The sequence below is a fragment of the Brevundimonas sp. M1A4_2e genome (assembly GCF_053345555.1).
The window spans coordinates 1-24,411 of sequence record NZ_JBKFAI010000001.1 but is presented as its reverse complement, the minus strand read 5'-3'; the positions used below and the strand labels follow the sequence as shown (position 1 = coordinate 24,411).

General features: G+C 65.7%; 23 protein-coding genes. 12 read left to right on the top strand and 11 right to left on the bottom strand.

Features of this window, described 5'->3' with window-relative positions:
* Positions 1–6: 6 nt before the first annotated feature.
* Positions 7–651, bottom strand: coding sequence for a TetR/AcrR family transcriptional regulator (locus ACLBV5_RS00115; RefSeq protein ID WP_025977506.1), 645 nt, complete (start codon positions 649–651; stop codon positions 7–9).
* Positions 652–793: 142 nt separating this feature from the next.
* Between ACLBV5_RS00115 and ACLBV5_RS00110 the strand changes: the two genes are divergently transcribed.
* The 4 genes from ACLBV5_RS00110 (at position 794) to ACLBV5_RS00095 (ending at position 6,464) form a co-directional block, all read left to right on the top strand.
* Positions 794–3,211, top strand: a complete 2,418-nt coding sequence (locus ACLBV5_RS00110) for a TonB-dependent receptor (protein WP_447604477.1) — start codon at positions 794–796, stop codon at positions 3,209–3,211.
* A gap of 342 nt (positions 3,212–3,553) precedes the next feature.
* The gene (locus ACLBV5_RS00105) at positions 3,554–4,549 is read left to right on the top strand and encodes a TerC family protein (RefSeq protein WP_447604475.1); all 996 of its coding nucleotides are present in this window, start codon (positions 3,554–3,556) and stop codon (positions 4,547–4,549) included.
* Between the two features lie 149 nt (positions 4,550–4,698).
* The gene (locus ACLBV5_RS00100; RefSeq protein WP_253121230.1) at positions 4,699–4,887 is read left to right on the top strand and encodes a DUF2256 domain-containing protein; all 189 of its coding nucleotides are present in this window, start codon (positions 4,699–4,701) and stop codon (positions 4,885–4,887) included.
* Positions 4,884–6,464 (top strand): cryptochrome/photolyase family protein, encoded by a 1,581-nt coding sequence (locus tag ACLBV5_RS00095; protein WP_447604474.1) that lies wholly within the window; start codon positions 4,884–4,886, stop codon positions 6,462–6,464. Before ACLBV5_RS00100 ends, ACLBV5_RS00095 begins: the two co-directional genes overlap by 4 nt.
* Positions 6,465–6,526: 62 nt before the next feature.
* Here the strand turns inward: ACLBV5_RS00095 and ACLBV5_RS00090 are convergent, their stop codons facing one another.
* Positions 6,527–6,967 carry a DUF3429 domain-containing protein gene (locus ACLBV5_RS00090; RefSeq protein ID WP_303684233.1) on the bottom strand — a complete coding sequence of 147 codons (441 nt, stop codon included), beginning with the start codon at positions 6,965–6,967 and terminating at the stop codon, positions 6,527–6,529.
* Positions 6,964–7,326, bottom strand: a complete 363-nt coding sequence (locus ACLBV5_RS00085) for a thiol-disulfide oxidoreductase DCC family protein (RefSeq protein WP_447604473.1) — start codon at positions 7,324–7,326, stop codon at positions 6,964–6,966. The genes ACLBV5_RS00090 and ACLBV5_RS00085 overlap by 4 nt, the downstream gene beginning before the upstream one ends.
* 527 nt (positions 7,327–7,853) lie before the next feature.
* On the opposite strand from ACLBV5_RS00085, the gene ACLBV5_RS00080 reads away from it, so the two are divergent.
* Entirely contained in the window at positions 7,854–9,983 is a 2,130-nt protein-coding gene (locus tag ACLBV5_RS00080) for a TonB-dependent receptor (protein WP_447604472.1), read from the top strand.
* A 151-nt stretch (positions 9,984–10,134) separates the two neighbouring features.
* Here the strand turns inward: ACLBV5_RS00080 and ACLBV5_RS00075 are convergent, their stop codons facing one another.
* Positions 10,135–11,295: a class I SAM-dependent methyltransferase gene (locus tag ACLBV5_RS00075; RefSeq protein WP_447604471.1), complete on the bottom strand. Its 1,161-nt coding sequence runs from the start codon at positions 11,293–11,295 to the stop codon at positions 10,135–10,137.
* 92 nt (positions 11,296–11,387) lie between these two features.
* Between ACLBV5_RS00075 and ACLBV5_RS00070 the strand changes: the two genes are divergently transcribed.
* The gene (locus ACLBV5_RS00070; RefSeq protein WP_447604470.1) at positions 11,388–12,230 is read left to right on the top strand and encodes a maleate cis-trans isomerase family protein; all 843 of its coding nucleotides are present in this window, start codon (positions 11,388–11,390) and stop codon (positions 12,228–12,230) included.
* 35 nt (positions 12,231–12,265) lie between these two features.
* A complete protein-coding gene (locus ACLBV5_RS00065; protein WP_024354889.1) occupies positions 12,266–12,559 on the top strand; it encodes a hypothetical protein in 294 nt (97 codons plus the stop codon).
* Between the two features lie 105 nt (positions 12,560–12,664).
* On the opposite strand, the gene ACLBV5_RS00060 is transcribed toward ACLBV5_RS00065, so the two are convergent.
* Entirely contained in the window at positions 12,665–13,864 is a 1,200-nt protein-coding gene (locus tag ACLBV5_RS00060; RefSeq protein WP_447604469.1) for an FAD-dependent oxidoreductase, read from the bottom strand.
* A 230-nt stretch (positions 13,865–14,094) separates the two neighbouring features.
* Between ACLBV5_RS00060 and ACLBV5_RS00055 the strand changes: the two genes are divergently transcribed.
* Positions 14,095–15,588, top strand: a complete 1,494-nt coding sequence (locus ACLBV5_RS00055; protein WP_447604468.1) for an aldehyde dehydrogenase — start codon at positions 14,095–14,097, stop codon at positions 15,586–15,588.
* 42 nt (positions 15,589–15,630) lie between these two features.
* On the opposite strand, the gene ACLBV5_RS00050 is transcribed toward ACLBV5_RS00055, so the two are convergent.
* Positions 15,631–16,455: a GntR family transcriptional regulator gene (locus ACLBV5_RS00050; RefSeq protein WP_025977517.1), complete on the bottom strand. Its 825-nt coding sequence runs from the start codon at positions 16,453–16,455 to the stop codon at positions 15,631–15,633.
* Between the two features lie 157 nt (positions 16,456–16,612).
* Between ACLBV5_RS00050 and ACLBV5_RS00045 the strand changes: the two genes are divergently transcribed.
* Together ACLBV5_RS00045 and ACLBV5_RS00040 are read left to right on the top strand one after the other, a co-directional pair.
* Positions 16,613–17,383 carry a GntR family transcriptional regulator gene (locus ACLBV5_RS00045; RefSeq protein ID WP_447604467.1) on the top strand — a complete coding sequence of 257 codons (771 nt, stop codon included), beginning with the start codon at positions 16,613–16,615 and terminating at the stop codon, positions 17,381–17,383.
* Between the two features lie 90 nt (positions 17,384–17,473).
* Positions 17,474–18,160 carry an isochorismatase family protein gene (locus ACLBV5_RS00040; protein WP_447604466.1) on the top strand — a complete coding sequence of 229 codons (687 nt, stop codon included), beginning with the start codon at positions 17,474–17,476 and terminating at the stop codon, positions 18,158–18,160.
* A 133-nt stretch (positions 18,161–18,293) separates the two neighbouring features.
* Here ACLBV5_RS00040 and ACLBV5_RS00035 read toward each other — a convergent pair whose 3' ends face one another.
* Genes ACLBV5_RS00035 through ACLBV5_RS00015 form a run of 5 tightly spaced genes read right to left on the bottom strand, consistent with a single transcriptional unit; the run spans position 18,294 to position 22,797 of the window.
* Positions 18,294–19,208: a polysaccharide deacetylase family protein gene (locus ACLBV5_RS00035; RefSeq protein ID WP_447604465.1), complete on the bottom strand. Its 915-nt coding sequence runs from the start codon at positions 19,206–19,208 to the stop codon at positions 18,294–18,296.
* The gene (locus ACLBV5_RS00030; protein WP_447604464.1) at positions 19,195–20,145 is read right to left on the bottom strand and encodes a polysaccharide deacetylase family protein; all 951 of its coding nucleotides are present in this window, start codon (positions 20,143–20,145) and stop codon (positions 19,195–19,197) included. Before ACLBV5_RS00030 ends, ACLBV5_RS00035 begins: the two co-directional genes overlap by 14 nt.
* Positions 20,142–21,029, bottom strand: a complete 888-nt coding sequence (locus ACLBV5_RS00025; RefSeq protein WP_227157653.1) for an isocitrate lyase/PEP mutase family protein — start codon at positions 21,027–21,029, stop codon at positions 20,142–20,144. Before ACLBV5_RS00025 ends, ACLBV5_RS00030 begins: the two co-directional genes overlap by 4 nt.
* Complete coding sequence (locus ACLBV5_RS00020) at positions 21,026–21,514, bottom strand: LeuD/DmdB family oxidoreductase small subunit (RefSeq protein WP_134581214.1); 489 nt, start codon at positions 21,512–21,514, stop codon at positions 21,026–21,028. The genes ACLBV5_RS00025 and ACLBV5_RS00020 overlap by 4 nt, the downstream gene beginning before the upstream one ends.
* Positions 21,511–22,797, bottom strand: a complete 1,287-nt coding sequence (locus ACLBV5_RS00015; RefSeq protein WP_447604463.1) for an aconitase/3-isopropylmalate dehydratase large subunit family protein — start codon at positions 22,795–22,797, stop codon at positions 21,511–21,513. Before ACLBV5_RS00015 ends, ACLBV5_RS00020 begins: the two co-directional genes overlap by 4 nt.
* Before the next feature lie 125 nt (positions 22,798–22,922).
* Between ACLBV5_RS00015 and ACLBV5_RS00010 the strand changes: the two genes are divergently transcribed.
* Positions 22,923–24,128, top strand: coding sequence for an acyl-CoA dehydrogenase (locus ACLBV5_RS00010; protein WP_447604462.1), 1,206 nt, complete (start codon positions 22,923–22,925; stop codon positions 24,126–24,128).
* A 13-nt stretch (positions 24,129–24,141) separates the two neighbouring features.
* Positions 24,142–24,411, top strand: a 270-nt coding sequence (locus ACLBV5_RS00005; RefSeq protein ID WP_447604461.1) for a CoA transferase, incomplete at its 3' end; no start/stop codon positions are given.

The window sequence follows — 24,411 nt, the reverse complement described above, 5'->3', positions numbered from 1 at the left end:
GCCGGATCAGTCCTGCAGATAGGCTGACAGATAACGCTCCAGCGCCACGGTCGCCTCCGCGAACAGACGGTCGGTCCATTCCGACTGGGCCTCGCCGCTGGTCAGGGTTTCAAACGAGGTGAAGATCTCGGTGGCCATGCGGGCGACGGCCAGGGGCGCGTCACCATGGAAGCCGTCCAGCCCCTGCTCCCACCGCGCCGCCAGATAGGCCGCGATCTGGGCATTGGCCTGTTCCTTGACGATCCGCAGTTCGCGCGTCGTCAGCATCAGATGGAACAGGGGGCGATAGGCGGGGTCCTCGTCCAGCATCTTGCGCAGGGTCCGCATCACCTGCAGATGGCGCTCGCGCCATGATGTGAACTCAGGGTTCTCCATGATCTCCGCAATGCGGGCGTGCAGCTGCGCCACCAGGGTCTCGAACAGCTCCTTGTAGATGGCGAAGACGTTCGGGAAGTAGCGATAGATCGAGCTGACCGGCACATTGGCTTCAGCCGCGATGGCGCTGGTGGTGATCGTATCGACGGAGGTCGAGGCCAGGAGCTTCTCGGTCGCCGCCAGCACCCGGGTGATTCTATCGCGCGCACGTTGCTGCATCGGCGCGGCGCGGCGTTCCAGCGTGGTGATGATTTCTTGCGACGCGCGCGAGGTCACTGCCGCCCTCCATTCCAGTCTGCAGGCCGTCTAACATGACTTGACGCCTTTCCATACGCCGCATCGAGCCACAGCCCCTTGTCAAACGGAATAATATTCTGTTTCTTGAAGTTTGAGAAACGGGGCTTTGGGAGGGGCTGCGATGATCAAGATGGAACACTGTCGCAAGGCGACGCTGGCGGGGAGCGTGGCGCTGGCCGCCCTGGCCGCGCCGGGTCTGGCGATGGCGCAGGAGGCCACGACCCTCGATGATGTCGTCGTCACCGCGCAACGGCGCGAACAGAGCCTGCAGGAAGTCCCGATCACGGTCAGCGTCGTCACGGCCAAGACGCTGGAATCGCTGGCAGCGGACGACATGGGCGACATCTCCGCCTTCGTGCCGGGGCTCTCGGTGTCGAACACCAGTCCGACCCAGGCCAAGTACAGCATTCGCGGGGTCTCGACGTCGGACTTCGGCGTCGGCACCGACCCGGCGGTGGGCGTCTATGTCGACGGCGTCTATGCGGCGCGCTCGGGCGCCGGCCTGCTGGCGTTCAGCGACGTGGCCCGGATCGAGGTGCTAAAAGGGCCGCAAGGCACCCTGTTCGGCCGCAACAGCGCCGCCGGCGCCGTGTCCATCACCACCAACAAGCCCAGCGACGAATTCGAAGCCCGCCTCGGCGTCCGGCTGGGCGAATACGACAAGCGCCGCTTCGAGGGTCTGGTCAATCTGCCGATCAACGACGCCCTGGCCCTGCGGGTCAACGCCCTGGTGAACCGCCGCGACGGCTGGCTCATCGATCAGGCCACCGGCCAGGACTATGACCGCGAAGACAACTGGGCGGCGCGTGCAGCCCTGCGCTGGGATGTCGGTCCCCAGACGCAGATGATCCTCAGCTGGACCCATGACGAGATCGATCAGGACGCCCGCCCGGCGATCGGCGTCGCCCCCCTGCCCGCCGCACCGGGTTTGCCGACCTTTCCGTCGAACCCGGCAAACTATCGGAACCCGTTCAAGGCCGGAATCCGCAACGACGTCATCGACAACCACGAGACGCGTCGCCTGGACGAGGGCACGCTGACGATCACCCACGCCTTCGGCGACATCGACTTCACCTCCCTGACCTCGGCTCGCCGCTTCAGCACCGAGAACCGCGAGGACGAGGACGGCACCAACCGGCCGGATTTGTATTTCGACACCAACAACCGCGAAAAGAACCGGTCCTGGTACCAGGAATTCCGTTTCGCCGGCGAACACGGCGCGTTCAACTGGATCGCCGGCGCCAGCTACTACAGCGAACACGCCGAACAGCGCAGCGACACCTACGCCACCACCGACAGCATCAACACCATCCTGACCAATGCGGCCGGACAGCCGTTGTTCTCGCTGGCCGACATGATCCTGGGCATGGCCGGAATCCCCGCCAGCACGCTGGGCCACAGCTGGCAGGAGGACATGATCAACGAGGGCGATTTCGATGCGACCGCCGTGTTCGCCGACGTCATCTGGGCCGCCAACGACCGCCTGAACCTGACGTTCGGCCTGCGCTATACCCGCGACAAGAAGACGTTCCAGTGGCTGAACGGCCCGCGCGTCGCGCCCGGACTGGACGCCGTGCTCAACGACCCCACGGTGAACTTCGTGCTGGATACCTACATGGGGCCGGCGCTGGGCTATCTGTATTCCGACTTCGTCTTCGACCTGTCCGGCCTGGCGGGGGTTCAGTGCGACAACGGCGTCACGGTCCAGGAAGGCGTAGCCTGCAAGCTGTCCGACTCCTGGTCCGACCTCAGCCCGCGCTTCGTCGCGGACTATCACCTGACCGACAACGCCATGGTCTTCTTCTCCTACGCCAAGGGCTACAAGGCCGGGGGCTTCAACAGCGTCGAGGTCGCCTCGCGCTTCGACAATGAAGACGTGCAGAATTTCGAGATCGGGCTGAAGAGCAGCCTGGGCCCCAACGCCCGCGTCAACATCTCGGCCTTCCAGTATGACTACGACGGCAAGCAATCGATCCGGCTGGTCACGCCGGCGGGGTCCAATGTGCCGCAGTATCTGGTCGAGACCAGCGACGACACCGCCTGGGGCCTCGACATGCAACTGGACGTGCAGCCTCTGGACGGCCTGAACCTGTTCGCCAACGCCCAGTACATCGACGCCACCTACAAGCGAAAGATGACCGACGACGGCGATCTGGCCGGCCAGCCGACCGGCGAGCCCCTGTGGTCCGCAGCGGCGGGCGCCTCCTATCGGCGCGACCTCGGCGGCACCGGCTCGCTCGACATGCAGCTGATCCACGCCTATCGCGGCGAAGGTCGCTGCAACAAGACGTCCACGGGTCAGGGTTCTTGCCTTCAGACCCCCTGGTTCGATCCCTCCGAGGCGCAGAACCGAACGGACGTTCGTCTGTACTGGCGCAATGCGGACGAGCGCTATCAGGTCGGTTTCTACGTCAACAACCTGTTCGACAACCAGTATGTGACCGGCGTGAACAACATCACCGCCACCACCTTGGGCACCCCGTTCGTGAACATCACCGAACCCAGAATGTGGGGCGTCGACCTGACCTATACCTACTGAGGGGGGTCCGCCTGGGACGGCGCGAAGGCGGTCCCAGGCGCCTCGCTTGGCTGATAGAACGCCCGGCGCGGAACAGGCCAGGCAGGCGCTTGGCCGCTCTGGCTCGAGGGCGCCGCCGCCCAGTTCGTCAACCCTGCCCTAGGCTCGGCCGCCCCGCATCCGTTTCGGCTTGCCGGAAAAGTGCGGACCGGATAAATTATGGATCAGCGGACCGGGCCCCTCTGACGTCTGATGGCAGACGTGATGTCGGACCGCATCGAGTGATCTCGGTGCGCGACTACCCCTTCTGGTCGATCCCCCAAATCGCGCGCCGGGGTCGCTCCTTGAACAAGGGGTGTCCCTATGGACCTGATGACTTTCTTCCTGGCCGACTGGCTGGGCAAGCCGGCCTGGATGTGGCTGGCGTTCATGGGCGTGATCGTGGCGCTGCTAGTGCTGGACCTGGGCGTCCTTCACCGCGACCAGCACGAGATCGGCGTGCGTGAGAGCCTCTTGCTCTCCAGCATGTACATCGCCGTCGCGCTCCTTTTCGGCGGCTGGGTCTGGCGGGAGCTGGGCAGCCAGTCGGGCATGGAATACCTGACCGGCTTCGCGATCGAGAAGTCGCTGGCGATGGACAACGTCTTCGTCATCGCCATGATCTTCGGCTACTTCGCTATTCCGAGGGCGCTGCAGCACCGAGTGCTTTTCTGGGGCATCCTGGGCGTCATCGTGCTCAGGGCTATCATGATCGGCGCGGGCGCGGCCCTGGTCAGCCAGTACGGCTGGGTGCTCTACATCTTCGCCGCCTTCCTGATCTTCACCGGCATCAAGATGTTTTTCGCCGGCGACGGACATGCCGACGTGGGCGCCAATCCGCTGGTGAAGTGGATGCGCGGGCATCTCAGAATCTCCGACCAGTTGCACGGCCAGAGGTTCTTCGTGCGGGAGCCCCACCCGAAGACCGGACGCCCGGCCCTCTGGGCCACGCCGCTGTTCCTGGCGCTGGTGATGATCGAGATCGCGGACGTGATCTTCGCTGTGGACTCGGTGCCGGCGATTTTCGCCATCACCACTGACCCCTACATCGTCTACACCTCGAACATCTTCGCCATCCTGGGGCTCAGGGCGCTCTATTTCGCGCTCGCCGCCATCATCCACCGCTTCGCCTATCTCAAGCAGGCGCTGGCCGTGCTGCTGGTGTTCATAGGCGGCAAGGTTTTTGTGGCCGACCTCTTGGGCTGGGAGAAGTTTCCTGCGGAATGGTCGCTGGCCATCACGGCCTTCATCCTGGCCGCCGGGGTGTTCTGGTCGCTCTGGAAGACGCGGGGCCCGTCCTCTGAGGCCTCCTCCTCGTGACGAGAAAGGGCCCCTCGACAGGCCCCAAAGCCGCCCCTTCCCCGACGGTCCGCTGAATGGAGTCGGATAGACCTGATCCAACCAAGGGCTCGAGCGTAATAAAGCCCGACTGAGGCGGGACCCCTCTGGCAGGGCGGAAGGTGACTTGGATGCGGCGAGTTCAGAAGAAGGACCTGCCTTCCAAGACCTGTCCCGTCTGCGCCCGGCCCTTCGCGTGGCGCAAGAAATGGCAAAGAGACTGGCCGAACGTGATCTACTGCAGCGCGCGTTGCGCCTCCCGAAAGACGCCCCTCGAAGAGGCGGGCAAGCCTGTCCGTCCTTCGTCGATGCCGTCATGACGCGGGTGGATGACGTGAGGGTCCTGCGGCTGGTGCTCGGCGATCAGCTTTCAGACAGCCTGGCCGGCCTGACTGATCTGGAGGCGACGCGCGACGTCGTGCTGATGGCGGAGGTGCGGGACGAGGCGACCTATGTGCGTCATCACAAGCAGAAGATCGCGCTGACCTTCGCCGCCATGCGCGCGCACGCGAACCGGCTGACGGCGCGAGGCGTGACGGTTCGCTATGTCCGCATCGACGACCCCGACAACACGCATTCCATCATAGGCGAACTGCATCGCGCCCTTACGCACGACGCCTATGCCCGCGTCGTGATCACCGAGCCCGGCGAAGTCAGGCTGGCCGAAGCCTTCGCGGCATTCGCCGCGACCGCCGGCCTGCCGGTCGAGATCCGCGAGGACCGGCGCTTCATCTGTTCCCATGCCCGTTTTCGACGCTGGGCCGCCGACAAGCGCGAACTGAGAATGGAGTATTTCTATCGCGAGATGCGCCGCGAGACGGGCCTGCTGATGGACGGCGCCGATCCCGAAGGCGGTCGCTGGAACTTCGACGCCGAGAACCGCAAGAAGCTGACCAGGGGACTGCGCCCGCCCCCTCGGCTGCGCACCGCCCCCTCGGCCACGACGAAGGGCGCGATCGCCGACGTCGCCCGCCTGTTTCCCGACCATTTCGGCGATCTGGACGATTTCGGATGGCCGACCACGGTCGAGGAGGCCGAGGCCGCGCTGGAGACCTTTCTGGCGCGCATCCTGCCCGCCTTCGGCGACTGGCAGGACGCCATGGCCCACGGCGAGCCCGGGATGTGGCACGGCCTGGTCTCGACGGCGATCAACATGGGCCTGCTGGACCCGCTGGACGTCTGCCGACGAGCCGAAGCCGTCTATCGGGCCGGCGCCGCGCCCCTGAACGCGGCCGAGGGCTTCATCCGCCAGATTCTGGGGTGGCGAGAGTTCGTGCGCGGCGTTTATTGGCTGAAGACGCCCGAGTACGGGCGCATGAACTTTCTGGACGCGGACCGCACCCTGCCCTGGTTCTTCTGGTCCGGCGAGACGGACATGGCATGCGTCGCCGACGTGGTGTCCGCCACCCGCGCCAACGCCTACGCCCACCATATCCAGCGCCTGATGATCACCGGCAACCTGGCCATGATGCTGGGCGTTCATCCCGACGCCGTCGATGACTGGTACATGACGGTCTATGCCGACGCCTATGAGTGGGTCGAGATGCCGAACACGCGGGGCATGGCGACCTTCGCGGACGGGGGGATCGTCGGCTCCAAGCCCTACGCGGCGTCCGGCGCCTATATCCAGCGCATGAGCGACTATTGCGGCGGCTGTCGCTATGACGTGAAGGGCAAGAGCGGCGATGGCGCCTGTCCGTTCAACCGTCTCTACTGGGGCTTCCTGGAACGCAATCGCCCGCGCCTTCGCCACAACGCCCGCCTGGCCATGCCCTATCGCACGCTGGACGGCTTTGGAGAGGCGAAACGCGCCGCCTTGCTGGCAGAGGCGGAAGCCGCGCGGCTGGCTCTCGGCGCCGCGCCGATCAGCGGCGCGGACGAAGGCTTAGGCCGGTGAAGGTAAGCGCGGGGCTCGGCGACGATCGGCTCGGATCCGGGGGAAGACCCGCGATCTCGGCGTCAAAGTCTAGCGGTCAGGAGCACGGCGGACGCCGCGATCAGGCAAACGCAGACTGCCAAAGTGAGCCATATACGGATCCGACCATACCATTGCGGTAGGTCGCCACGCCGGACGCATCTCAGATCATAGGCCAGCAGGAGGCAGAAACCGGCGGCGAGCCCGACCAGACCGATCGTCGTCGGGGCGAACCCCATGGCAAAGGCCCACAGCGCGGGCAGGACGCTGACGGCATAAGGCGGCGCCTTGTCCTCATTCCTCAACGTCGCGACGCCCCAGTGAACGCCGCCCATGAAGGACAGAATGACCGCCCCGTATAGCCGCAGGGCGCCCGCGACCTGTTCAGAATCGCCCAGCCCAAACGCCAGAGCCCCCACAAGGCCGGCGAAGGGCAGAACGCCGGACCAGCCCAGGATCATCGCTGAGCGCGGGGCCTGCATCATACCCCCTCGCCTTCGCGTTCCAGGCGTCGAACGACCCTCTGCAGGCGAGGACGAAGGCGCAGGAAGCCTCGGTAGGCCCACTCCAGAACTGCGGCGACAGGTCGGGTTGTCGCCAGTCGGCCAAGCCAGTTCAAGGCCGGAAGCTCACGCCAGACGGCGGCGAAGGCTGCGGCTCCGCTAACGGTCTGACCGTCGGTCCCGCGCACATGAAACTGACGGAGCAGCGCGTCGCGATCCATATCCCCCACATCGTGCCGCGTCACGTCGAGGAACGACAAACGCCTTTGACGGTCCAGCCGCCGCATCACCCTGATTTCCCGAGAGCAGAGCGGGCACCCGCCGTCGTAGTAGACGATCATCCCGGAATCCGCCGGCTCTGCCTGATGAGGTAAGCGCTTCACGACAGTCGGAACTCCAAACCGCACCCGCGCACAATACGCCCCATCCCGACCTCTGGATCAGCCGCGCTGGCGTCACACGCTGAACCTCTAAAGGACCTCCTGGAGAGAGAGGCGGTCAGGCCCGCCGGTTGGCGCGAGGCGACCGGTCACCTGCAGTCTGCCTGGGAGTTAGGCGAAAGTCGGGAGGGTCATGCTCTGGGCGTCGAGCGGACCACCGTGCGCTCTCCGGGGGCGGGCCCGCACGACAGCGCCTTGCGCGCACGGCCCAGCCATGACGAGTGCATTTGAATACCTCTAAGTTCTAGGGCAGCCCTGGGACGACCGAACGGCACGGCTCGCCGCGTGCGTTTGTCAGGTTTTCACGCGGACTGATTGACAGAAAGCTCAGGTTATGTCGACATACGCACGTATTCATAAAGATACATGCTCGGCCAAGAGGGCATGACAGGGGAGCCACCGTGAAACATTGTACCCACGCCTTAGCCATGACTGCCCTCGCGGCCGGCTTTAGCGTCCTGGCCAGCGTCGCCGCAGCCCAAGAAACCGCCCAGGTCGATGACATCATAGTCACCGCGCGCAAGACCAGCGAGCGTCTGCAAGAGGTGCCGCTGGCCATTACCGCCCTGAATGCCGAGGAAATGCAGCGTCGCGGCATTCGAGACGTTACGGATCTGTCCTCGATCGCGCCGGGTCTGAACATCGAGAAAGACCAGGGCCGCCGCTTCGAGCGCCCGGTCATTCGCGGCCAGGCCAACGTCTTCGGCGCGCCCAACGCCGCCTCCTTCATCGACGGCGTCTATATCCCGGACAGCTTGTTCGCCACCGAAATGGCCTTCGTCGATCAGGTCGAGGTGATCAAGGGACCGCAGTCGGCTCTGTACGGCCGCCAGACCTTCTCGGGCGCGATCAGCTACACGACACGCAAGCCGTCGCAGGACGTCGAGGCCCTGATCCGCGCCACCGCGGCCGAGCATGACGAATACAACTTCCTGATGGGCCTCAGCGGGCCGCTGGTGAAGGACGTGCTGTCGGCCCAGGCGTCCGTCAACTACTACACCTATGGCGGCGAGTACCGGAACAACGCGCCCGGCACGCCCAGCGACGGCAAGACCATCGGTCAGGAAAAGACCGTCGGCGGCACCCTGGCGCTCATGTACACGCCGACGTCGGAACTGAGCTTCATCCTGCGCGGCTCGTACGCCCATAACAACGACGGCCACGAGCCGATGGCGATCCAACGCTCGAGCGCCAACAACTGCTATCTGAACACGCGCACCCAGTATTATTGCGGCGCCATCAACGTCACGCCGGACATGATCGGCCTGAATCTGGATGAAATCGGCGGCGGCGGCGTGGAACGCAAGACCGGCCGTCTGAGCCTGACCGCCGAATACGATCACGGCGGCTACACCCTGACCTCGATCAGCGCCTATAACGATTCCGAAGAGCATCGAAAGGCCGACCTTGATTACCTGCCCCAGCGTCTGCTGGGCGGTTCGCTGCATGTCGACGACCGGGTGAACATCAAGGGCTTCAGCCAGGAGTTCCGCATCGCCTCGCCGCGCGGCGAACGCCTGCACTGGATGGCCGGGGCCTATTATTTCAACAGCGACCGCTGGGACGGGCGTTATCGCTATGTCTCACGCGCCCTGCAGGACAACGGCACGATCGAGACGGAAAACCTGGCCGCCTTCGGCCTGGTCGGCTTCGACTTCACCGACAAGCTGTCGGGCACGGCCGAAGTGCGGGTCGCCGAAGAAAAGCTGCACCTGACCGGCGGCGATTCCAACTTCGATTACGAAGCGACCTATCGCTCGACCAACCCGCGCTTCACCATGTCGTATAAGGCCACTGACGACCTGATGTTTTATGGCCTGGTGGCGCGCGGCAACAAGCCGGGCGGCTTCAACACCGACGTGCGCCTGAGCCCCGCGGATCGCTCCTACGGCGAAGAGACCGCCTGGAACTATGAACTGGGCTTCAAGAGCGATCTGTTCGATCGCCGCGTCCGCCTGAACGTCGCCGGCTACTATATCGACTGGTCGAACCAGCAGATGACCCAGGTGGCCAATCTGTCCTCGACTGAGACCGTCTCCTTCATCCGCAATGTCGGCGAGGTCGAGGTCAAGGGCGTCGAGGTCGAGGCCCAGGCCAAAATCACTTCTGACTGGTCCGTGCGCGGCACCTTCGCCTATGCGGATTCCGAATACACCAATGCGTTCGACCCGGACTTCGCCACCCTGACCGGGGGCGACGGCGACGTCAGCGGCAAGGCGATCCCCAACGCGCCCAAGATCCAGTACTCCCTGGGCAGCAACTACGCCTGGTACGTCGGCGAGAACCGCTTCTTCGTCGACGGCACCTATTCCTTCCGCTCCAAGAAGTATGATCAGGTCGCCAACCTGGCCTGGGTGGACGGCCGCGACACCGCCAACGTGCAACTGGGATGGGAACGCGGCCCGCACCGGGTGATCCTGTTCGGCCGCAACATCTTCGACAACATCGATCCTGTCGGCATCGTCCGCTATTCGGACTTCACCACCAACCGTCGCGGCTTTGTGGGCTCCCTGCCGCGCGGTCGTCAGATCGGCCTGACCTACGAAGCCAACTTCTGACCTGCCTCCCGAAAGCTGGTTGGGCCCGCAGTTCACGCTGCGGGCCCTTTTTCTTTGAGACCTGGCCTCGGCCAGCCTCTGCTCCAGAAAGCATAAGGCCCCGGACGGCGATGCGTCCGGGGCCCTTTCCATCATTTGATCGCCGGGTCGATCAGCCGGTGAGAGCCGTGCCGCGACGCCCCTCAGCGTCAGGCTTCTCGCCCAGCACGATATACCAGGCGCGCGGGCCGTCCCGCATCCGCACCGTCGTCTCCAGCACTTCGTCAGCCGCGAAACCCGCTTCGAGCATGACGTCCGGCGCCTGTGTCGCCAGGAACTCGTCCCAGAAGGGTTCGTCGTTGTTCTTGGTCTGCCAGGCGAAGATGAACTTCTCGAAGGCGCTGAAATCGGCGCCCTTCATCGGCACGTCCTGGTGCACGACTACGCCGCCGGGACGCAGCACACGGCGCGCCTCGCTGAAAATGCGGCCGAGCGAAGAGCGCGAGACCTCGTGCATCATGTTGTGCGACACGACCAGATCAAAGCTCTCGTCCTCGAACGGCATGGCGCCCGCATCCATCTGACGGAAGTGCGCCTTCAGCCCCATCGCCTCGGCCCGGATATGGGCGTAGCGCAGCAGGCCCGGCGCCACGTCGACGCCATAGACCTCGGCCTCGGGAAAGGCCGCCGCATAGCCGACCGTGGCGCCGCCCGAAGAACAGGCCAGATCCAGAATGCGACGCGGCTTGAAGCCGGGATAGCGCTCAGCCAAAAATTCGATGACGGCCGCAGACTTGGAGTCGCGCGTGCCGATGCCGACACCCAGCGAATAGGCGTTTCCGCCGCTCTCATAGAAGGCCCCGGCCGTGAAGTCGTCGGCCGAACCCTCGCCCAGCATATAGCCGCCGGGCTGACCGTGGATGTGGCCCGCATAGGCGTCCGCCGGGGCCGCAAAGTCGGGGCTGGTCTCGCAGCTGCCGCCCGCCGGCGCCTGGGCCAGACTGACGGCGACCTCCTTCATGCGCGGCAGTTCGCGATGAATGGTCTCTCCCACCGAGTTCCACATGACGTCCTGAGCGCTGCGGCTGAAGGCGCTCCACATCTGATAGAAAGGATCACGGACCATGGCCGCCGTGATGTCCTCAACGGTTTCGGGCGCCCTGCCCGAGGCGGCCTTGAAGGCGGGCCCAGCGCGGGCGTCCAGGGCGACCTTGTTGGCGTCCTCATAGCGGCGCAGCCGGTTTTTCAACTGCACGATGTACTGGGTGCGCGCCGCCTCGTCGTGAAGCGGCCGCGCCAGAAGTTCATGGGTGGCCGTACGGTCGATGATCATGCGCTCTCCTCCATGTTCGACTGGCGTTCAGTCTTTCATGATGTATTATCTCAAATACCTCTTATGCGGAAGTCTCTTCGTCGGATCGGACCATGCCTTCAATCTCGCCGCCCCCTGGTCACGCTGCATCCGGTGTGGAGCACGATCGGCCCGATCTGGGCGCGCGCGGCGTGGTGGCCCTGCTGACCCCGGCCGAAAACCCGACCGCCGAGCCCGAGCTGTCGCTGCTGATGCCGCCGGACGTGAACCTGCTGACAGCGCGCATGTATGCGCCCGCTTCCGAGATGAGCGCCAGACTGAGGGCCTATGAGACGCGGCTTGAGGAATGGCTGGCCCCTTTCGGCGACGCGCCTCTGGACGCCGTTGCGTTCGCCTGCACCGGCTCGACCTATCTGCTGGGCCCTTCGCGGCGTCGGCCGGAAGCGCTGGAGCGTCGCCACGGGCCCTGTCCTGTCGTCTGCGCCGCCGATGCGCTGAAGGATGGCCTGCAATCGCTGAGAGCGCAGCGCATCACCCTGGTCAGCCCTTACCCTTCTGCCTTGACCGAGGCCGCTCAGGACCACTGGCGCGCGGCGGGATATGATGTGGCCGCTGTCATCCAGTCGCCCCTCGCGCATGGCGCGGCCCACCCGATCTACGGCCAGACGGCCGCCACCCTGCTGACAGGGCTGCGCCAAGGCCTGAAGGCGGGCGTCGCCGACGCCGTGATCGTCATGGGAACGGGCGCGCCAAGCCTGGCCGCCCTGGCCGTTGCCAGCGAGGAAACGGATATCCCGATCCTGTCCTCCAACCTGGCCACAGCCTGGTCGGTCGCGCGTCATTTGGGACTGGAAGAGCGGCCGCTGATCACGGAATGGCTGGCGCCCGACGCTGCCTGGCGCGAACGGTTATGGAGCCGTTTCCCCGCCGTTCACGCCCGGCTGAAGATCGCCTGACGCCCTATTCTGATTTCGTTTCGAGGAGTTTCCTGATGTCCACGCCCAAGCCGCCCCGCCCGACCTTCTTCGAAGACACCGCCAATGACCGGCTGACCGCCATCATCACCGCCCTGGTGACTGAGGTGGCCGGGTTGAGCGACCGGGTGGCGACGCTGGAAAACCTGCTGGCCGCCCAGGGCGTTCTGTCGCCAGACGCGGTCGATCATCATGTCCTGACCGAGCAGGAACAGGCCGCGCGCCGCGCGCGCCACGCGGCGCTGACCGACCGTGTGTTCTACGTACTTCAGGAAGAGGTCGACGCCCTCAAGGGACAGTTAGGCGCCTGATGCGAAAACGGGCCGGGACGCCTTCGCATCCCGGCCCGTCGCCCGCGCCCCCCCTTCCGCTTGCGCCGATGCTCCCTCAAGCAGCGATGCGCGGAGGAGCTCGCCTCAGGTCAGCGTCGCCGCCTTGCGCAGGCCGTCGATCATGGATGACCGCATCACATAATCCTTGTGCCGCACAGGATCGGCCAGCATGGCCTGCATCTCGGCCATCATGACCTTGCGGCGCTCCGGGTCGCGCTCCTGCATCCGGCCACGGTTGCGATCCGCCTGGGCCAGGATCTCCTGCTCGGCGATAGGGCGGCGCTGGCGGGTGTAGAGATCCAGCAGCCTCTCGTCGGCGCCGTCCAGAACGGCCTTCAGCTTTTCGGTCAGGTTGAAGGCGTCATGGACGCCGCCGTTCATGCCCATCCCGCCGGACGGGCTGTTGATGTGGGCGGCGTCGCCCGCCAGCACGACCCGTCCGCTGCGGTAATCAGGCGCGATCCTCATGTGCACGCGATAGGGACGGATCTCCAGCACCTTATAGGGCTCGTCCCTGGCGACGATGGCCTGAAGCTTGCGCTCGATGCTGGCGGGGTCCAGCGCGTCCTCGATGGACTCTTCGCCGCGCGGATAGAGGCTGCAGCGCCAGAAATCCTTCAGCTTGAGCAGGGAGAAGGTGCCGCCGTCCGTCCAGCAGTAGTTGACGTTCGACAGCCCCTCCAGATGGTCTTCAAAGGGGAAGTCCGTGATCGCGAGGATGGTCGTCTCAGGATAGGTCTTGCCGTCAAGCTCCCACCCCAGCAGGGTCCGCACCGCGCTACGGGCGCCGTCCGCCCCGATCAGATAGCGACAGCGCAGAGTCTGCGCCTGACCGCCCTGCTCATAGGTGACGTTGACGCCGTCTGCATCCTGATCCACGGCGCACACCGTTGCGCCCATACGGATTTCGACATGACGCGCATCCGACAGGTGGTCGGCCAGGATACGGCACAGACGAAATTGCTCGCACTGCAGCCGGAAGGGATGCAGCGTCTCGCCCTGCAGATAGGACAGGTCGAATACGGCGCGTTCCCCGGTTTCATGATGACGGATCTGCCACTGTTCGCACTTCAGCCCCTGAGCGATCAGCGGCTCGGCCAGTCCGTACTGCGCCAGCATGTCCAGCGTCGGGGGATGAAACGTCGACGCCCGCAGGTCTTCAGGCAACTCCGTTTCGGCCTCAAGCACGATGGCTGAAATCCCGAAAGCCTCCAGCCTCAAGGCCGCGCTCAACCCGACCGGGCCGGCGCCGACGATGACCACTTGGGCGTCCCATTGCTGCATATTGGCGACCTCATGCCTACTTGTATCTGACTTAATACATTTGTTCGGCATTCCAGCAAGGGAAGATTCGCAGACTTCCCTGCAGCCTCGCGCATTTAAGGAAACTTCGACGCCTCAAAGGGCCAATGAACCAGCTCTTGCCTCACCGCACCCTCTCGCCTTGCGATCCGCATCGATCACGTATTAGCTTAAACACAACACAAGTCGCCACAGTATCAGGATGACCGCTCATGTCCCTCCCCGCCTCCCCGTTCGACTGGGCTCCCAAAACGGTCACCAGCCTGATTGACGGCGCCTATGTCGCAGAGCGCAGCGGCCATCGTCTGCCCGCCTATTATCCGGGCAACGGCGAAGTCATCTCCGAACTGCAGGAAGCCGACGCCGAGGAAGTCGATCGTGCGGTCCGGTCGGCCCGCCGGGCCTTCAACGATCCCGCCTGGCGCGAGATGTCGGTAGAGGCCCGACAGGCGATCCTTTACCGGATCGCTGACGCCATCGACGCCCACGCCGTGGAATTGGCGACGCTGGAAACGCTGAATGCCGGCATCGTCCTGCGCGACGTTCTCAGCCGCCAGGTCGTGCGCGCAGGCTATAATTTCCGCTTCTTCGCCGAGGCGATCAGCCAGCAGCCCGGCCAGGTCTGGCAGCAGATCAAGGATCACCTGACCTTCGTCACGCGCCATCCCGTCGGCGTGGCTGCCCTGATCGCGCCGTGGAACTCGCCGCTGGCGCTGGCGTCGATGAAGGTCGCGTCGGCCATCGCCTTCGGCAACACCTGCGTGCTGAAGCCGTCGGAGCAGACTCCGCTGTCCCTGGCCCGCATGGTCGAGATCATCAACACCATCACCCCGCCGGGCGTGGTCAACCTGGTGAACGGCCGCGGGGCGGTGACGGGCGCCGCCCTAGTGGATCACCCCGAGGTCGATCTGATCTCCTTCACCGGCGGGACCGAGACGGGCCGCCACATCATGCAGGCGGCCGGACGGCGGCTGAAACCGGCGGCGATGGAGCTGGGCGGCAAGTCGGCCAACATCATCTTCGCCGACGCCGATCAGGAGCGGGCCCTGGACGGCGCCTTGATCTCCATCTTCTCGAACAACGGGCAACAGTGCCTGGCCGGGTCGCGCATCCTGGTCCAGGATTCCATCTTCGACGAGTTCGTTGATCGCTTCGTCGAGCGGGCGCGAAAGATCCGCGTCGGCGACCCGCTGGACGACGCCACCGAGATCGGCCCCATCGCCTCCGCCCGCCACCGTCAGCACATCCTGTCCTATGTCGACATCGCCAAAAGTCAGGGCGCGACCCTGTTGACCGGCGGCAAGGCGCTGGACCGACCGGGCTATTTCATCGAGCCGACCGCCGTCCTGGCGCCCAACAACAGCGACCGCGTCTGTCAGGAGGAAATCTTTGGCCCCTTCGCCGCCTTCGTGAAGTTCAGCGACATGGAGGACGCCGTCCGCATGGCCAATGAAAGCCAGTTCGGCCTGGTCGGCTATTGCTGGACGCAGAACGTGGACAAGGCCCTGAGGGTCAGTCAGGCTGTTCGTACCGGTCTGATGTGGGTCAACACCCCGATGGTGCGTGAACTGCGCGCGCCGTTCGGCGGGGTGAAGGATTCAGGCTTGGGCCGCGACGGCGCCGCCGCCTCCATGGCCTTCTTCACCGAAGAGAAGACGACGACCATTCCTCTGGCCGACGTGCCGCTGCGCAAGTTCGGCGTCTGATCCCGACGGGGTCGCGGCGGGCCTGTCCCGCCGCGCTTCGCGTCAGCCGATGTGGCGCCACTGCGGACGGGCCGAGCTGTTATCGCGCGTCAGGAGCATGTGGTACTCATACTGATCGGGATTATAGAGGCCGACCTGATGCTCGAACGGGCGGCCGTCGCCGTCAAACACGGTGCGGCGCAGGCGCAGCAGCGGCGCCCCGATGGCCACATTCAGCTTATTGGCCGCCGCGTCGTCAGCGAGAATGGCGCTGATGGTCTGTTCGGCGCGCTGGGCGCGTATCCCGCCGCTTTCCAGAATGCGCATGATCGGCCGGTCATCGATGACGCTGCGGGGCGTCAGGGAGGCGACGGAACGAGGCAGCCACACCGTCGTCACCGACAGGGGCTTGTCCTTGAAGAAACGCAGGCGCTCGATCCGCAGCGCCCGCTCGTCGGCGGGCAGGCCCAGCGCCTGAAGCACGGCGGCCGGCGTCGGCGCCTCGGGCTCATAGGCCAGCAGCCGCGCCGTCGTCTCAAGCCCCAGGGTGATGAGGTTCTCGACCAGGCCCGACACCCGGCTTTCCTCTCGCTGCGCCTCATCAGCACGGGGGGCGACGAAGGTGCCGACGCCATGCTTGCGTCGAATCCAGCCTTCGCGTTCCAGCAGATCCAGCGCGCGCCGCACCGTCACGCGCGACACGTCATAGGCCGCCGCCAGCTGCATTTCGGACGGCAGCGGCTGCTCCGGCGCAAAGGCGCTGTCCTTGATCTGCTGACGCAGAATGGTGGTCAGCTGGTGGTAGATCGGCAGGCTGCTGGAACCGCCGTCCGCCTTGAGGCTGCGTCGACCGATATCGGTCCCTGCCCCGGCGCCCTGTCTGGCCAAGCTCATCCTCCACACGCCGGCGTCAGAGCCTGCGTCGTCAATTAGCGAACTTGTGCTTATTATCAGACCTTAGCGGCTTGGCCACTCCGGCTTGTCTCCATCGCCGCCGCACGCCACACAAGGCGGCATGACATCCTCCCCGCCGACAGACGACGCCTTGGACCTGCGTCCCGAGCTTCTGGACGACCGGCTGCCGATCCCCCTGTATCATCAGGTTCGGCTGCTGCTCGCCGAGCGGATCCGGCGCGGCGTGTTTCCGCCCGGCTCCCTGTTGCCCGGTGAGCATCAGATCGCAGAACTGCTGGGCGCGTCGCGAATAACGATCAAGCGCGCCATGAATGAACTGGCCGATGCGGGCCTGGTCACGCGCCATCGGGGCCGCGGCACGGTGGTGGCGCCGCAGGTCGAACTGCCTGTGGTGACAGGGTCCTTCTCCACCCTGATGGATTCGCTCAAGACCATGGGGCACGAAACCCAGGTCGAGTTGCTGGAAAGCCGGTCCGTCGCGGCTGATAGCGACGTCGCGCACGCGCTGGCGGTCAGCGCCGGCGCGCCCGTGCGGCGCATCACCCGCCTGCGTCGGTTGGGCGAGACGCCGTTTTCCTATCTGGTGTCGTGGCTGCCGGAGTTCGTCGCCAGCGGATGTGACGACGCCGCCTTCGCTGAACAGTCCATGCTGGACCTGCTGGAGCGAGCCGGGGCGACCCCGCATGAGGCGGAGCTGTGGATCTCGTCAGTCGGCGCCGACACCGCTGCGGCCTCGGCGCTCCAGGTGGCGATCGGGTCGCCCCTGCTCCGGATCGAGCGGATCATGCGCCGGGCCGACGGCGAACCGGTCCAGTATATTCACGCCCATTATCACGCCGACCGCTTCCGCTATCACCTGCTCAGCCGTCGCGAAGACGGAAACTGGCAGGACGGCGCCTGATTTCCGCTGCACCGCCTCAGGACCGGCTGGCGCCCGCCGCAGGACCGTCTATAGTTGGCCTATCTTTATACCATTAAGGACAGACCGACCGTGAGCGACCTTGTCTTCGAACCGACCATGATCTGCGAGAACAAGACGGCGCGCGAACTTTTCGAAGCGGTCAAGGCCAATCCCGCCCGCGCCCGTTTCGGCTTCGGCGAGAAACTGGCCGTCGTGAACGTCGACTTCCAGCAGTCCTACACCCGCCCCGATCTGTTTCCAAAGACGGCCTATGTGACCCATCCTGACCAGATCGGCTTCACCAACCGCATCTCGGCCGCCGCGCGCGCCAAGGGGATGCCGGTGATCTGGAGCCATGTCGGCTATAAGGCCGACGCCGGGGACGCAGGCGTCTGGGGCACGCGCACCGATACGCCCGACAGCCTGCAGAACATCAAGTACGGGTCCGAACGCCACGCCCTCGATCCGCGCTGTCAGATCGATGAGGCCGCCGACCTGATCTACACCAAGCGGATGCCCTCGGCCTTCTTCGAGACGCCGCTGAACTCCTACCTGCGGTGGCACAAGGTGGACACGGTGCTGGTGACGGGGGGCTCGACCTCGGGCTGCGTGCGCGCCACGGCGGTGGACAGCCTGTCCTATGGCTTCCGCACCATCGTCGCCGAAGAGTGCGTGGCGGATAAGCACGAGAGCTACCACTACGCCAATCTGACCGACCTTCAGTTGAAGTATGCCGACGTGGTGTCGGCACAGGAAGTGCTGGACTGGCTGGCCTAGCGCTGAGCTGACAGCAGCCTGAAAAATCGAAGGGCGGCGGACCGAAATCCGCCGCCCTTCTTTTTACGCTTTTACGCTTCCCGGCCGAAGGTTGGGGGCGACGGCCGAGCCTGGAGCCGGGACGACGGCGGCCTCAGCCGCGCGCCGCCTCGACAATCTCCGAGACGCCGGCGGTCCATACGGCGTCGTCCTGCGCCAGACCGTCCAGCACGCGACGGACAGTTTTCATCCGGAACGGCAGGCCGCTGACGTAGGGGGTCAGGGTGAAGCCGACGACCTGGCCGCCGAAGCGGTCGGCCTCGGCCTTGTGCAGGCGGATCGCCTCCAGCACCTGATCGGCCCATTCGTCCTCGGTCTGAAGGCGCACGGTCAGCAGGGTGCGGTCATCCAGTTCATTCGACAAAGGGGCCGCCCGGACCACGCCGTTGTCGGTCTGCATCGGCACGGGAACGGTGTCCTGCTCCCAGTCCAGACAGATGTCGAAGCCTGCCTCGGCGATCAGCTCCAGCGTGTGGAACGACTGCTGCCGCGCCGGGCTCATCCAGGCGCGCGGCTTCAGCCCCGCCCTGTCGAAGGCGTCGCGCGTACGGCCGATCCATTCAGCCTCGACGCCTGGTTCAAGCCCGCTCCAGTGGATGCAGTCCGCCTCCCAGCCATGGGCGGCGATCTCATGCCCGTCGGCGAGGATGGCCTCGACCAGCGGTCGTGCGCGTTCCAGCAGGACCGCATTGATCGGAAACACCGCCTTCAACCCTCTCGCTTTCAGCGCGTCCAGAATGCGGAACACCCCGACCCGATTGCCGTAGTCCCGGGTCGTGAAGTGGCGCAGATCCGGATAGGTCGTCTGCATGGCGCCGGGGTGCTTGAACGGCTTGCCTTGCGGGTTCAGGCGATGGAACTCCAGCGGGACCACGATCATGGCGGCGGCCGTTTTGCCGTCCGGCCAGGCGATCTTCGGGCGCTCGGTCGCCGAGCGCCACGGATACAGCGTTTGATCCATGCCGTAGGAACGGTGCGGATAGGTCAGATAGTCCTCAGGCAGCGCCATGGCCGAACCCCTTTCCTCCGGTCGCGCAGCCTCTTGCCGCAATATCGGCCTGCGTCTGGTCCCAGCAGTGGTCGCGATAGTAGCCCGCGATCTCGGCGCCGGTGGCGAACCACACGTCGTCGGCGTGGCCCATCACGTGTTTCAGCGCCTCTTCGAACGGGCCGATGCGGTGCGGCTGGCTGACCAGATAGGCGTGCAAAGGAATGCACATGACCGTGCCGCTCTGCTCGCCCTCTTCCAGCAACTGGTCGAAGTGCCGCTTCAGGATGTCGGTGTAGCGCGCCGGGCTCATCCCCAGGGCGCCGTAGGTGATGACGTCGTTCACCTCCAGCGAATAGGGCAGCGAGATCAGCTTGCCCGACGCCGTCTTCACCGGCTGCGGCTGGTCGTCCTGGAACAGGTCGCAGGTGTACCAGAAGTCGTTCTCGGCGATCAGATCCAGCGTCCGTTCGGTGTGCGTCAGAGCCGGAGCCAGATAGCCGCGAATACGCTGACCGCTGGCCTTTTCGACCGTGCGGATGGCGTCCTCGATGATGGCGCGCTCCTGCGCCTCGTCCATGCCGTAGGAATAGCGGGTGTTGTAGACGCCGTGCGAAAAGAACTCCCAGTTCCGCTCGACGCAGGCCTCGATGATCTCAGGATGGTGGTCGCACAGGGCGACGTTCAGCGACACCGAGCCGCGCAGGCCGTATTTGTCCAGCAGCTCCATCAGCCGCCAGTGGCCGACCCGGTTGCCCCAATCGCGCTGGGAATAGGCGACGACATCGGGCGCAGGCTTGGGCCAGCCGGCGCGGCCGGCATTCTTCGCGGGATCGAACTCATAGAACTCGATGTTCGGAGCGACCCAGAAGGCCAGTTTCTTGCCGCCCGGCCAGACGATCTTCGGCCGGTCTCGATAGGGCCAGTAGTCGTAGAGGTTGGGGTCCGCGACGGTCATGCCTTCTCCTCTTCCTGCGCTTCGTATCGCTGTCCCAGAGCCATCATCTCATCCAGACCGATGCGGGCGTTGACCCCCATCAGGTCGGTCATGTGCGCGCGGTGCGCCGCCGTGCCGCCGTCGCGCTTCAGCACCGACAGGAAGGCTTCGACAGCCGGAATGACGGCCCGCACCATCGCGCCCGGCGCAATGACAAGGCGATAGCCCAACTCGGACAGGCTGTCCGCCGAGCTCAGCGGCGTGTCTCCGCCCTCGACCATATTGGCCAGCAGGGGAACGCGGGCGGCGAAGCGTTCGGCCACCGCCCGCATCTGCTCCAGATCGCGCGGCGCCTCGACGAACAGGACGTCGGCCCCGGCCTCCAGGAACAGTTCGGCGCGATCCATCGCCGCTTCAAAGCCTTCGACCGCGATGGCGTCGGTGCGGGCGATGATCAGGGTGTCGTCGTCGTGGCGCGCATCGACGGCGGCGCGGACCTTGCCCGCCATCTCCTGCGCTGAAATCACGCCCTTGCCGCGCAGATGGCCGCACCGCTTGGGAAAGGTCTGGTCCTCGATCTGGATCGCGCGGGCGCCCGCTCGCTCGAACAGCCGCACCGTGCGGCCCATGTTCAGGGCGTTGCCGAAGCCGGTATCCGCGTCGACGATCAGGGGAATGTCGATCCGCTCGGTGATGCGCGCCGCCACGTCAACGACGTGATCCAGACTGACCAGGCCGATATCGGGCCGCCCCAGCTGGGTATAGGCGACCGAGGCGCCCGACAGATAGGCCGCCTCGAATCCCGCCTGCTGGATCAGCAGGCCGGACAGGGCGTCATAGCATCCCGGCGCCAGCAGGGCGGGCGACTGTTTGAGCCGACGACGCAGATTCAGACGCTCGCTCATGCGGCGCCCGCCAGCTTCTTCTTCAGGTGCGGCATCAGCCCCCCGTCATCCATCATGGCCATAAGGTGCGGCGGCAGGGGCGTGAAATCATAGCCCTGCCCCGTCGTCAGATTCGTCAGACGCCCAGCCGCCAGATCGACCTCCAGCCGGTCGCCTGCGGAAATCTCGCCCGCTTGTTCAAGGGTGATGCATGGCACCCCCAGATTGATCGCATTGCGCCAGAAGATGCGGGCGAAAGAGCGCGCGATCACGGCGCGCACGCCCAGCAGACTCAAGGACACCGCCGCCTGCTCGCGCGACGAGCCGATGCCGAAGCTGCGGCCGCCGACGACGAAGTCGCCCTTGGCCACCGTGCGGGCGAAGTCAGGATCGACTGCGGCCAGACAATGCTGCGCCAGTTCCTCGGGCGGCAGCTTCATCAGCGTCCCCGGCGCCATGACGTCGGTGTCGATATTGTCGCCGAAGACGAAGGCCCGACCGCTCATGCCGCCTCTCCCAGGAACTGACGCGGATCGGCGATGCGGCCTGCAACGGCAGCGGCGGCCACGGAATAGGGCGAGCCGAGATAGACCTGCGCCTCCTTGGACCCCATGCGCCCCTTGAAGTTGCGGTTGGTCGAAGAGATGCAGACCTCGCCGTCCGCCAGCACCCCGGCGCCATAGCCAGCACAGGCGCCGCAGCCGGAGGGCAGCAGGACCGCTCCCGCCTCCATCAGCGTCTGCAAGGTGCCGTCCTGCGTCGCTGTCGTCGTGGTTTTCTGAGACGCCGGAGCGATCAGCAGGCGAGTGTCCGGCGACACCTTGCGGCCCTTCAACACGGCGGCGGCCATGCGAAGGTCTTCGATCTTGGCCCCGACGCAGGCGCCGATATAGCACTGATCCACCTTGATCCCGGCGTGTTCGGTCACGTCCTGAGTGCGCGACGGATCATGCGGCGCGGCGATCTGGGGCTGCAGCGTCGCCGCATTGAAGCGATGAACGGCGGCGTAGGCGGCATCGCGGTCCGACGCCAGCGCCAGAGCCGCCGCCTCATCCTCGACCGGACGCCCGGCCGCGCGCAGATAGGCAAACGTCGTCCGGTCCGGCGCCACGACCCCGGCTTCGCAGCCCAGTTCGGCGGCCATGTTGCACAGGACCATGCGTTCGGCCATCGACAGGCCCTCGACCGTGTCGCCGCCGTATTCAATGGCCTTGAAGGCGTTGTCCATGCCCAGTTCGCGGCACAGGAACAGCATGATGTCCTTGGCCGCAACGCCTGCGCCGAACCGGCCCGACCACTCGACGCGGATCGTCTCGGGCACCGCCAGCCAGGTTTCGCCGGTGGCGACGATGGCGGCCATGTCGGTGGCGCCATAGCCTGCTGCATAGGCGCCGAAGGCCCCCGCCGTCGGCGAGTGACTGTCGCCCCCCGCCACGAAGGCGCCCGGCCGGATCAGCCCGTGCTCGGGCAGGACCAGATGGCAGATTCCCACCATGTCGAAGAAGGCGCCGACCTGATGTTCGGCCGCAAACTCTCGCGCCAGCTTCAGGATGCGCGCGGATTCAGCGTCCACCGCCGGGACATAATGGTCAGAGACGATGGCGACCTTCTGCGGATCCCACAGCCCCACGCCCAGTTCGCGCAGCATCGGCGCCCAGCGACGCGGCCCCGAACTGTCGTGCGCAAAGGCCAGATCGACCTGAGCCGTCACCAGTTGGCCGGGCGCAACCCGGTCCACGCCGGCCGCCCGGGCGATGATCTTTTCAACGAGCGTGAAGCCCCGACCCATGCCTTCTCCCGATGATGCGCCGCACAAGGGCATTGCTGGATCAAATGATATAGTTTTATATCATCTAAACGCGCAGCCTTGGCAAGCGCCTTCCCGCACCTTCCAGTCCGTCAGGAACGCTCATCATGTCGAACCCCGCCGCTTCTTCCGCCCCCAAACCCTCGGGTCAGACGTTCCGCTGGGATGATCCGTTCGACCTGACGGGGCGGCTGACCGACGAAGAGCGGATGGTTCAGGACGCCGCCCGGTCCTATGCGCGCGAGGCCCTGCTGCCGCGTGTGGTCGCCGCCTTCCGCGACGAGGTCTTCGACCGCGCCATTATGACCGAGATGGGCGAGATGGGCTTCCTCGGCGCCATGCTGCCGGAACAGTACGGCGGTTCCGAAGCGTCGCACGTCGCTTATGGCCTGATCGCGCGCGAGGTCGAGGCGATCGACAGCGGCTATCGCTCGGCCATGAGCGTGCAGTCGTCGCTGGCCATGTATCCGATCTACGCCTTCGGCTCGGACGAGCAGAAGATGAAGTTCCTGCCCAAGATGGCGGCGGGCGAGCTGGTCGGCTGCTTCGGCCTGACCGAGGCCGACGGCGGGTCCGACCCGGCCTCGATGAAGACCACGGCGGTGGCGGTCGACGGCGGCTATCGCCTGAACGGCGGCAAATACTGGATCACCAACTCGCCCATCGCCGACCTGGCCATCGTCTGGGCCAAGCTGGACGGGACCATCAGGGGCTTCATCGTCGAGCGCGATTTTGAGGGCTTCACCACGGGCAAGATCGGCGACAAGCTGTCCTTGCGCGCCTCCATCACCGGCGACATCGGCCTGAACGACGTCTTCGTGCCGGAAGCCAACATCCTGCCGGGCGTGCAGGGTCTGCGCGGGCCGTTCTCCTGCCTGAACAAGGCGCGTTTCGGCATCGCCTGGGGCGCGATGGGCGCGGCGGAGTTCTGCTTCCACGCCAGCCGCGACTATGTGGCCGAGCGCACCCTGTTCGGCCGCCCGCTGTCGGCGCGCCAGCTGGTGCAGAAGAAGCTGGCCGACATGCAGACCGAGATCTTCCTCGGCTTCGAGGGCGCCTATGCGCTCGGCCGCCTGCTGGACACGGGCGCCTGGGTTCCGGAGGCCATCAGCCTGATGAAGCGCAACAACTGCGGCAAGGCCCTGGCCGTCGCCCGCGAGGCCCGCGACATGCACGGCGGCGCCGGGATCACGGGCGAACTGCACGTCATGCGCCACGCCATGAACCTGGAAACCGTCAACACCTATGAAGGCGCCCACGACGTCCACGCCCTCATCCTGGGCCGCGCCATCACCGGCGAAGCCGCCTTCTGATCAGGAGACTGTCATGACCCCCAGCCCCGCGATTTACGAGACAGCCTGCGGCCCGCTTCACGGCGAGCGGGTTCTGGACCTGTCGCGGGTGCTGGCGGGGCCTTGGGCGACGCAGACGCTGGCCGATCTGGGGGCCGAGGTCATCAAGATCGAGCGGCCCGGCGCCGGCGACGACACCCGCCATTGGGGCCCGCCCTTCACCACCACGGCCGACGGCGCGCCCGGCGACGCCGCCTATTTCCTGTGCGCCAACCGGGGCAAGAAGTCGGTCGAGCTGGACATC

Coding starts and splice junctions, on each gene's coding strand:
- ACLBV5_RS00010 (WP_447604462.1), top strand. CDS start 22,923: ATGTCGAACCCCGCCGCTTCTTCCGCCCCCAAACCCTCGGGTCAGACG.
- ACLBV5_RS00085 (WP_447604473.1), bottom strand. CDS start 7,326: ATGATCGTCTACTACGACGGCGGGTGCCCGCTCTGCTCTCGGGAAATC.
- ACLBV5_RS00110 (WP_447604477.1), top strand. CDS start 794: ATGATCAAGATGGAACACTGTCGCAAGGCGACGCTGGCGGGGAGCGTG.
- ACLBV5_RS00055 (WP_447604468.1), top strand. CDS start 14,095: ATGTCCCTCCCCGCCTCCCCGTTCGACTGGGCTCCCAAAACGGTCACC.
- ACLBV5_RS00065 (WP_024354889.1), top strand. CDS start 12,266: ATGTCCACGCCCAAGCCGCCCCGCCCGACCTTCTTCGAAGACACCGCC.
- ACLBV5_RS00070 (WP_447604470.1), top strand. CDS start 11,388: ATGCCTTCAATCTCGCCGCCCCCTGGTCACGCTGCATCCGGTGTGGAG.
- ACLBV5_RS00075 (WP_447604471.1), bottom strand. CDS start 11,295: ATGATCATCGACCGTACGGCCACCCATGAACTTCTGGCGCGGCCGCTT.
- ACLBV5_RS00105 (WP_447604475.1), top strand. CDS start 3,554: ATGGACCTGATGACTTTCTTCCTGGCCGACTGGCTGGGCAAGCCGGCC.
- ACLBV5_RS00100 (WP_253121230.1), top strand. CDS start 4,699: ATGCGGCGAGTTCAGAAGAAGGACCTGCCTTCCAAGACCTGTCCCGTC.
- ACLBV5_RS00080 (WP_447604472.1), top strand. CDS start 7,854: ATGACTGCCCTCGCGGCCGGCTTTAGCGTCCTGGCCAGCGTCGCCGCA.
- ACLBV5_RS00035 (WP_447604465.1), bottom strand. CDS start 19,208: ATGGCGCTGCCTGAGGACTATCTGACCTATCCGCACCGTTCCTACGGC.
- ACLBV5_RS00090 (WP_303684233.1), bottom strand. CDS start 6,967: ATGATGCAGGCCCCGCGCTCAGCGATGATCCTGGGCTGGTCCGGCGTT.
- ACLBV5_RS00095 (WP_447604474.1), top strand. CDS start 4,884: ATGACGCGGGTGGATGACGTGAGGGTCCTGCGGCTGGTGCTCGGCGAT.
- ACLBV5_RS00025 (WP_227157653.1), bottom strand. CDS start 21,029: ATGAGCGAGCGTCTGAATCTGCGTCGTCGGCTCAAACAGTCGCCCGCC.
- ACLBV5_RS00020 (WP_134581214.1), bottom strand. CDS start 21,514: ATGAGCGGTCGGGCCTTCGTCTTCGGCGACAATATCGACACCGACGTC.
- ACLBV5_RS00060 (WP_447604469.1), bottom strand. CDS start 13,864: ATGCAGCAATGGGACGCCCAAGTGGTCATCGTCGGCGCCGGCCCGGTC.
- ACLBV5_RS00030 (WP_447604464.1), bottom strand. CDS start 20,145: ATGACCGTCGCGGACCCCAACCTCTACGACTACTGGCCCTATCGAGAC.
- ACLBV5_RS00015 (WP_447604463.1), bottom strand. CDS start 22,797: ATGGGTCGGGGCTTCACGCTCGTTGAAAAGATCATCGCCCGGGCGGCC.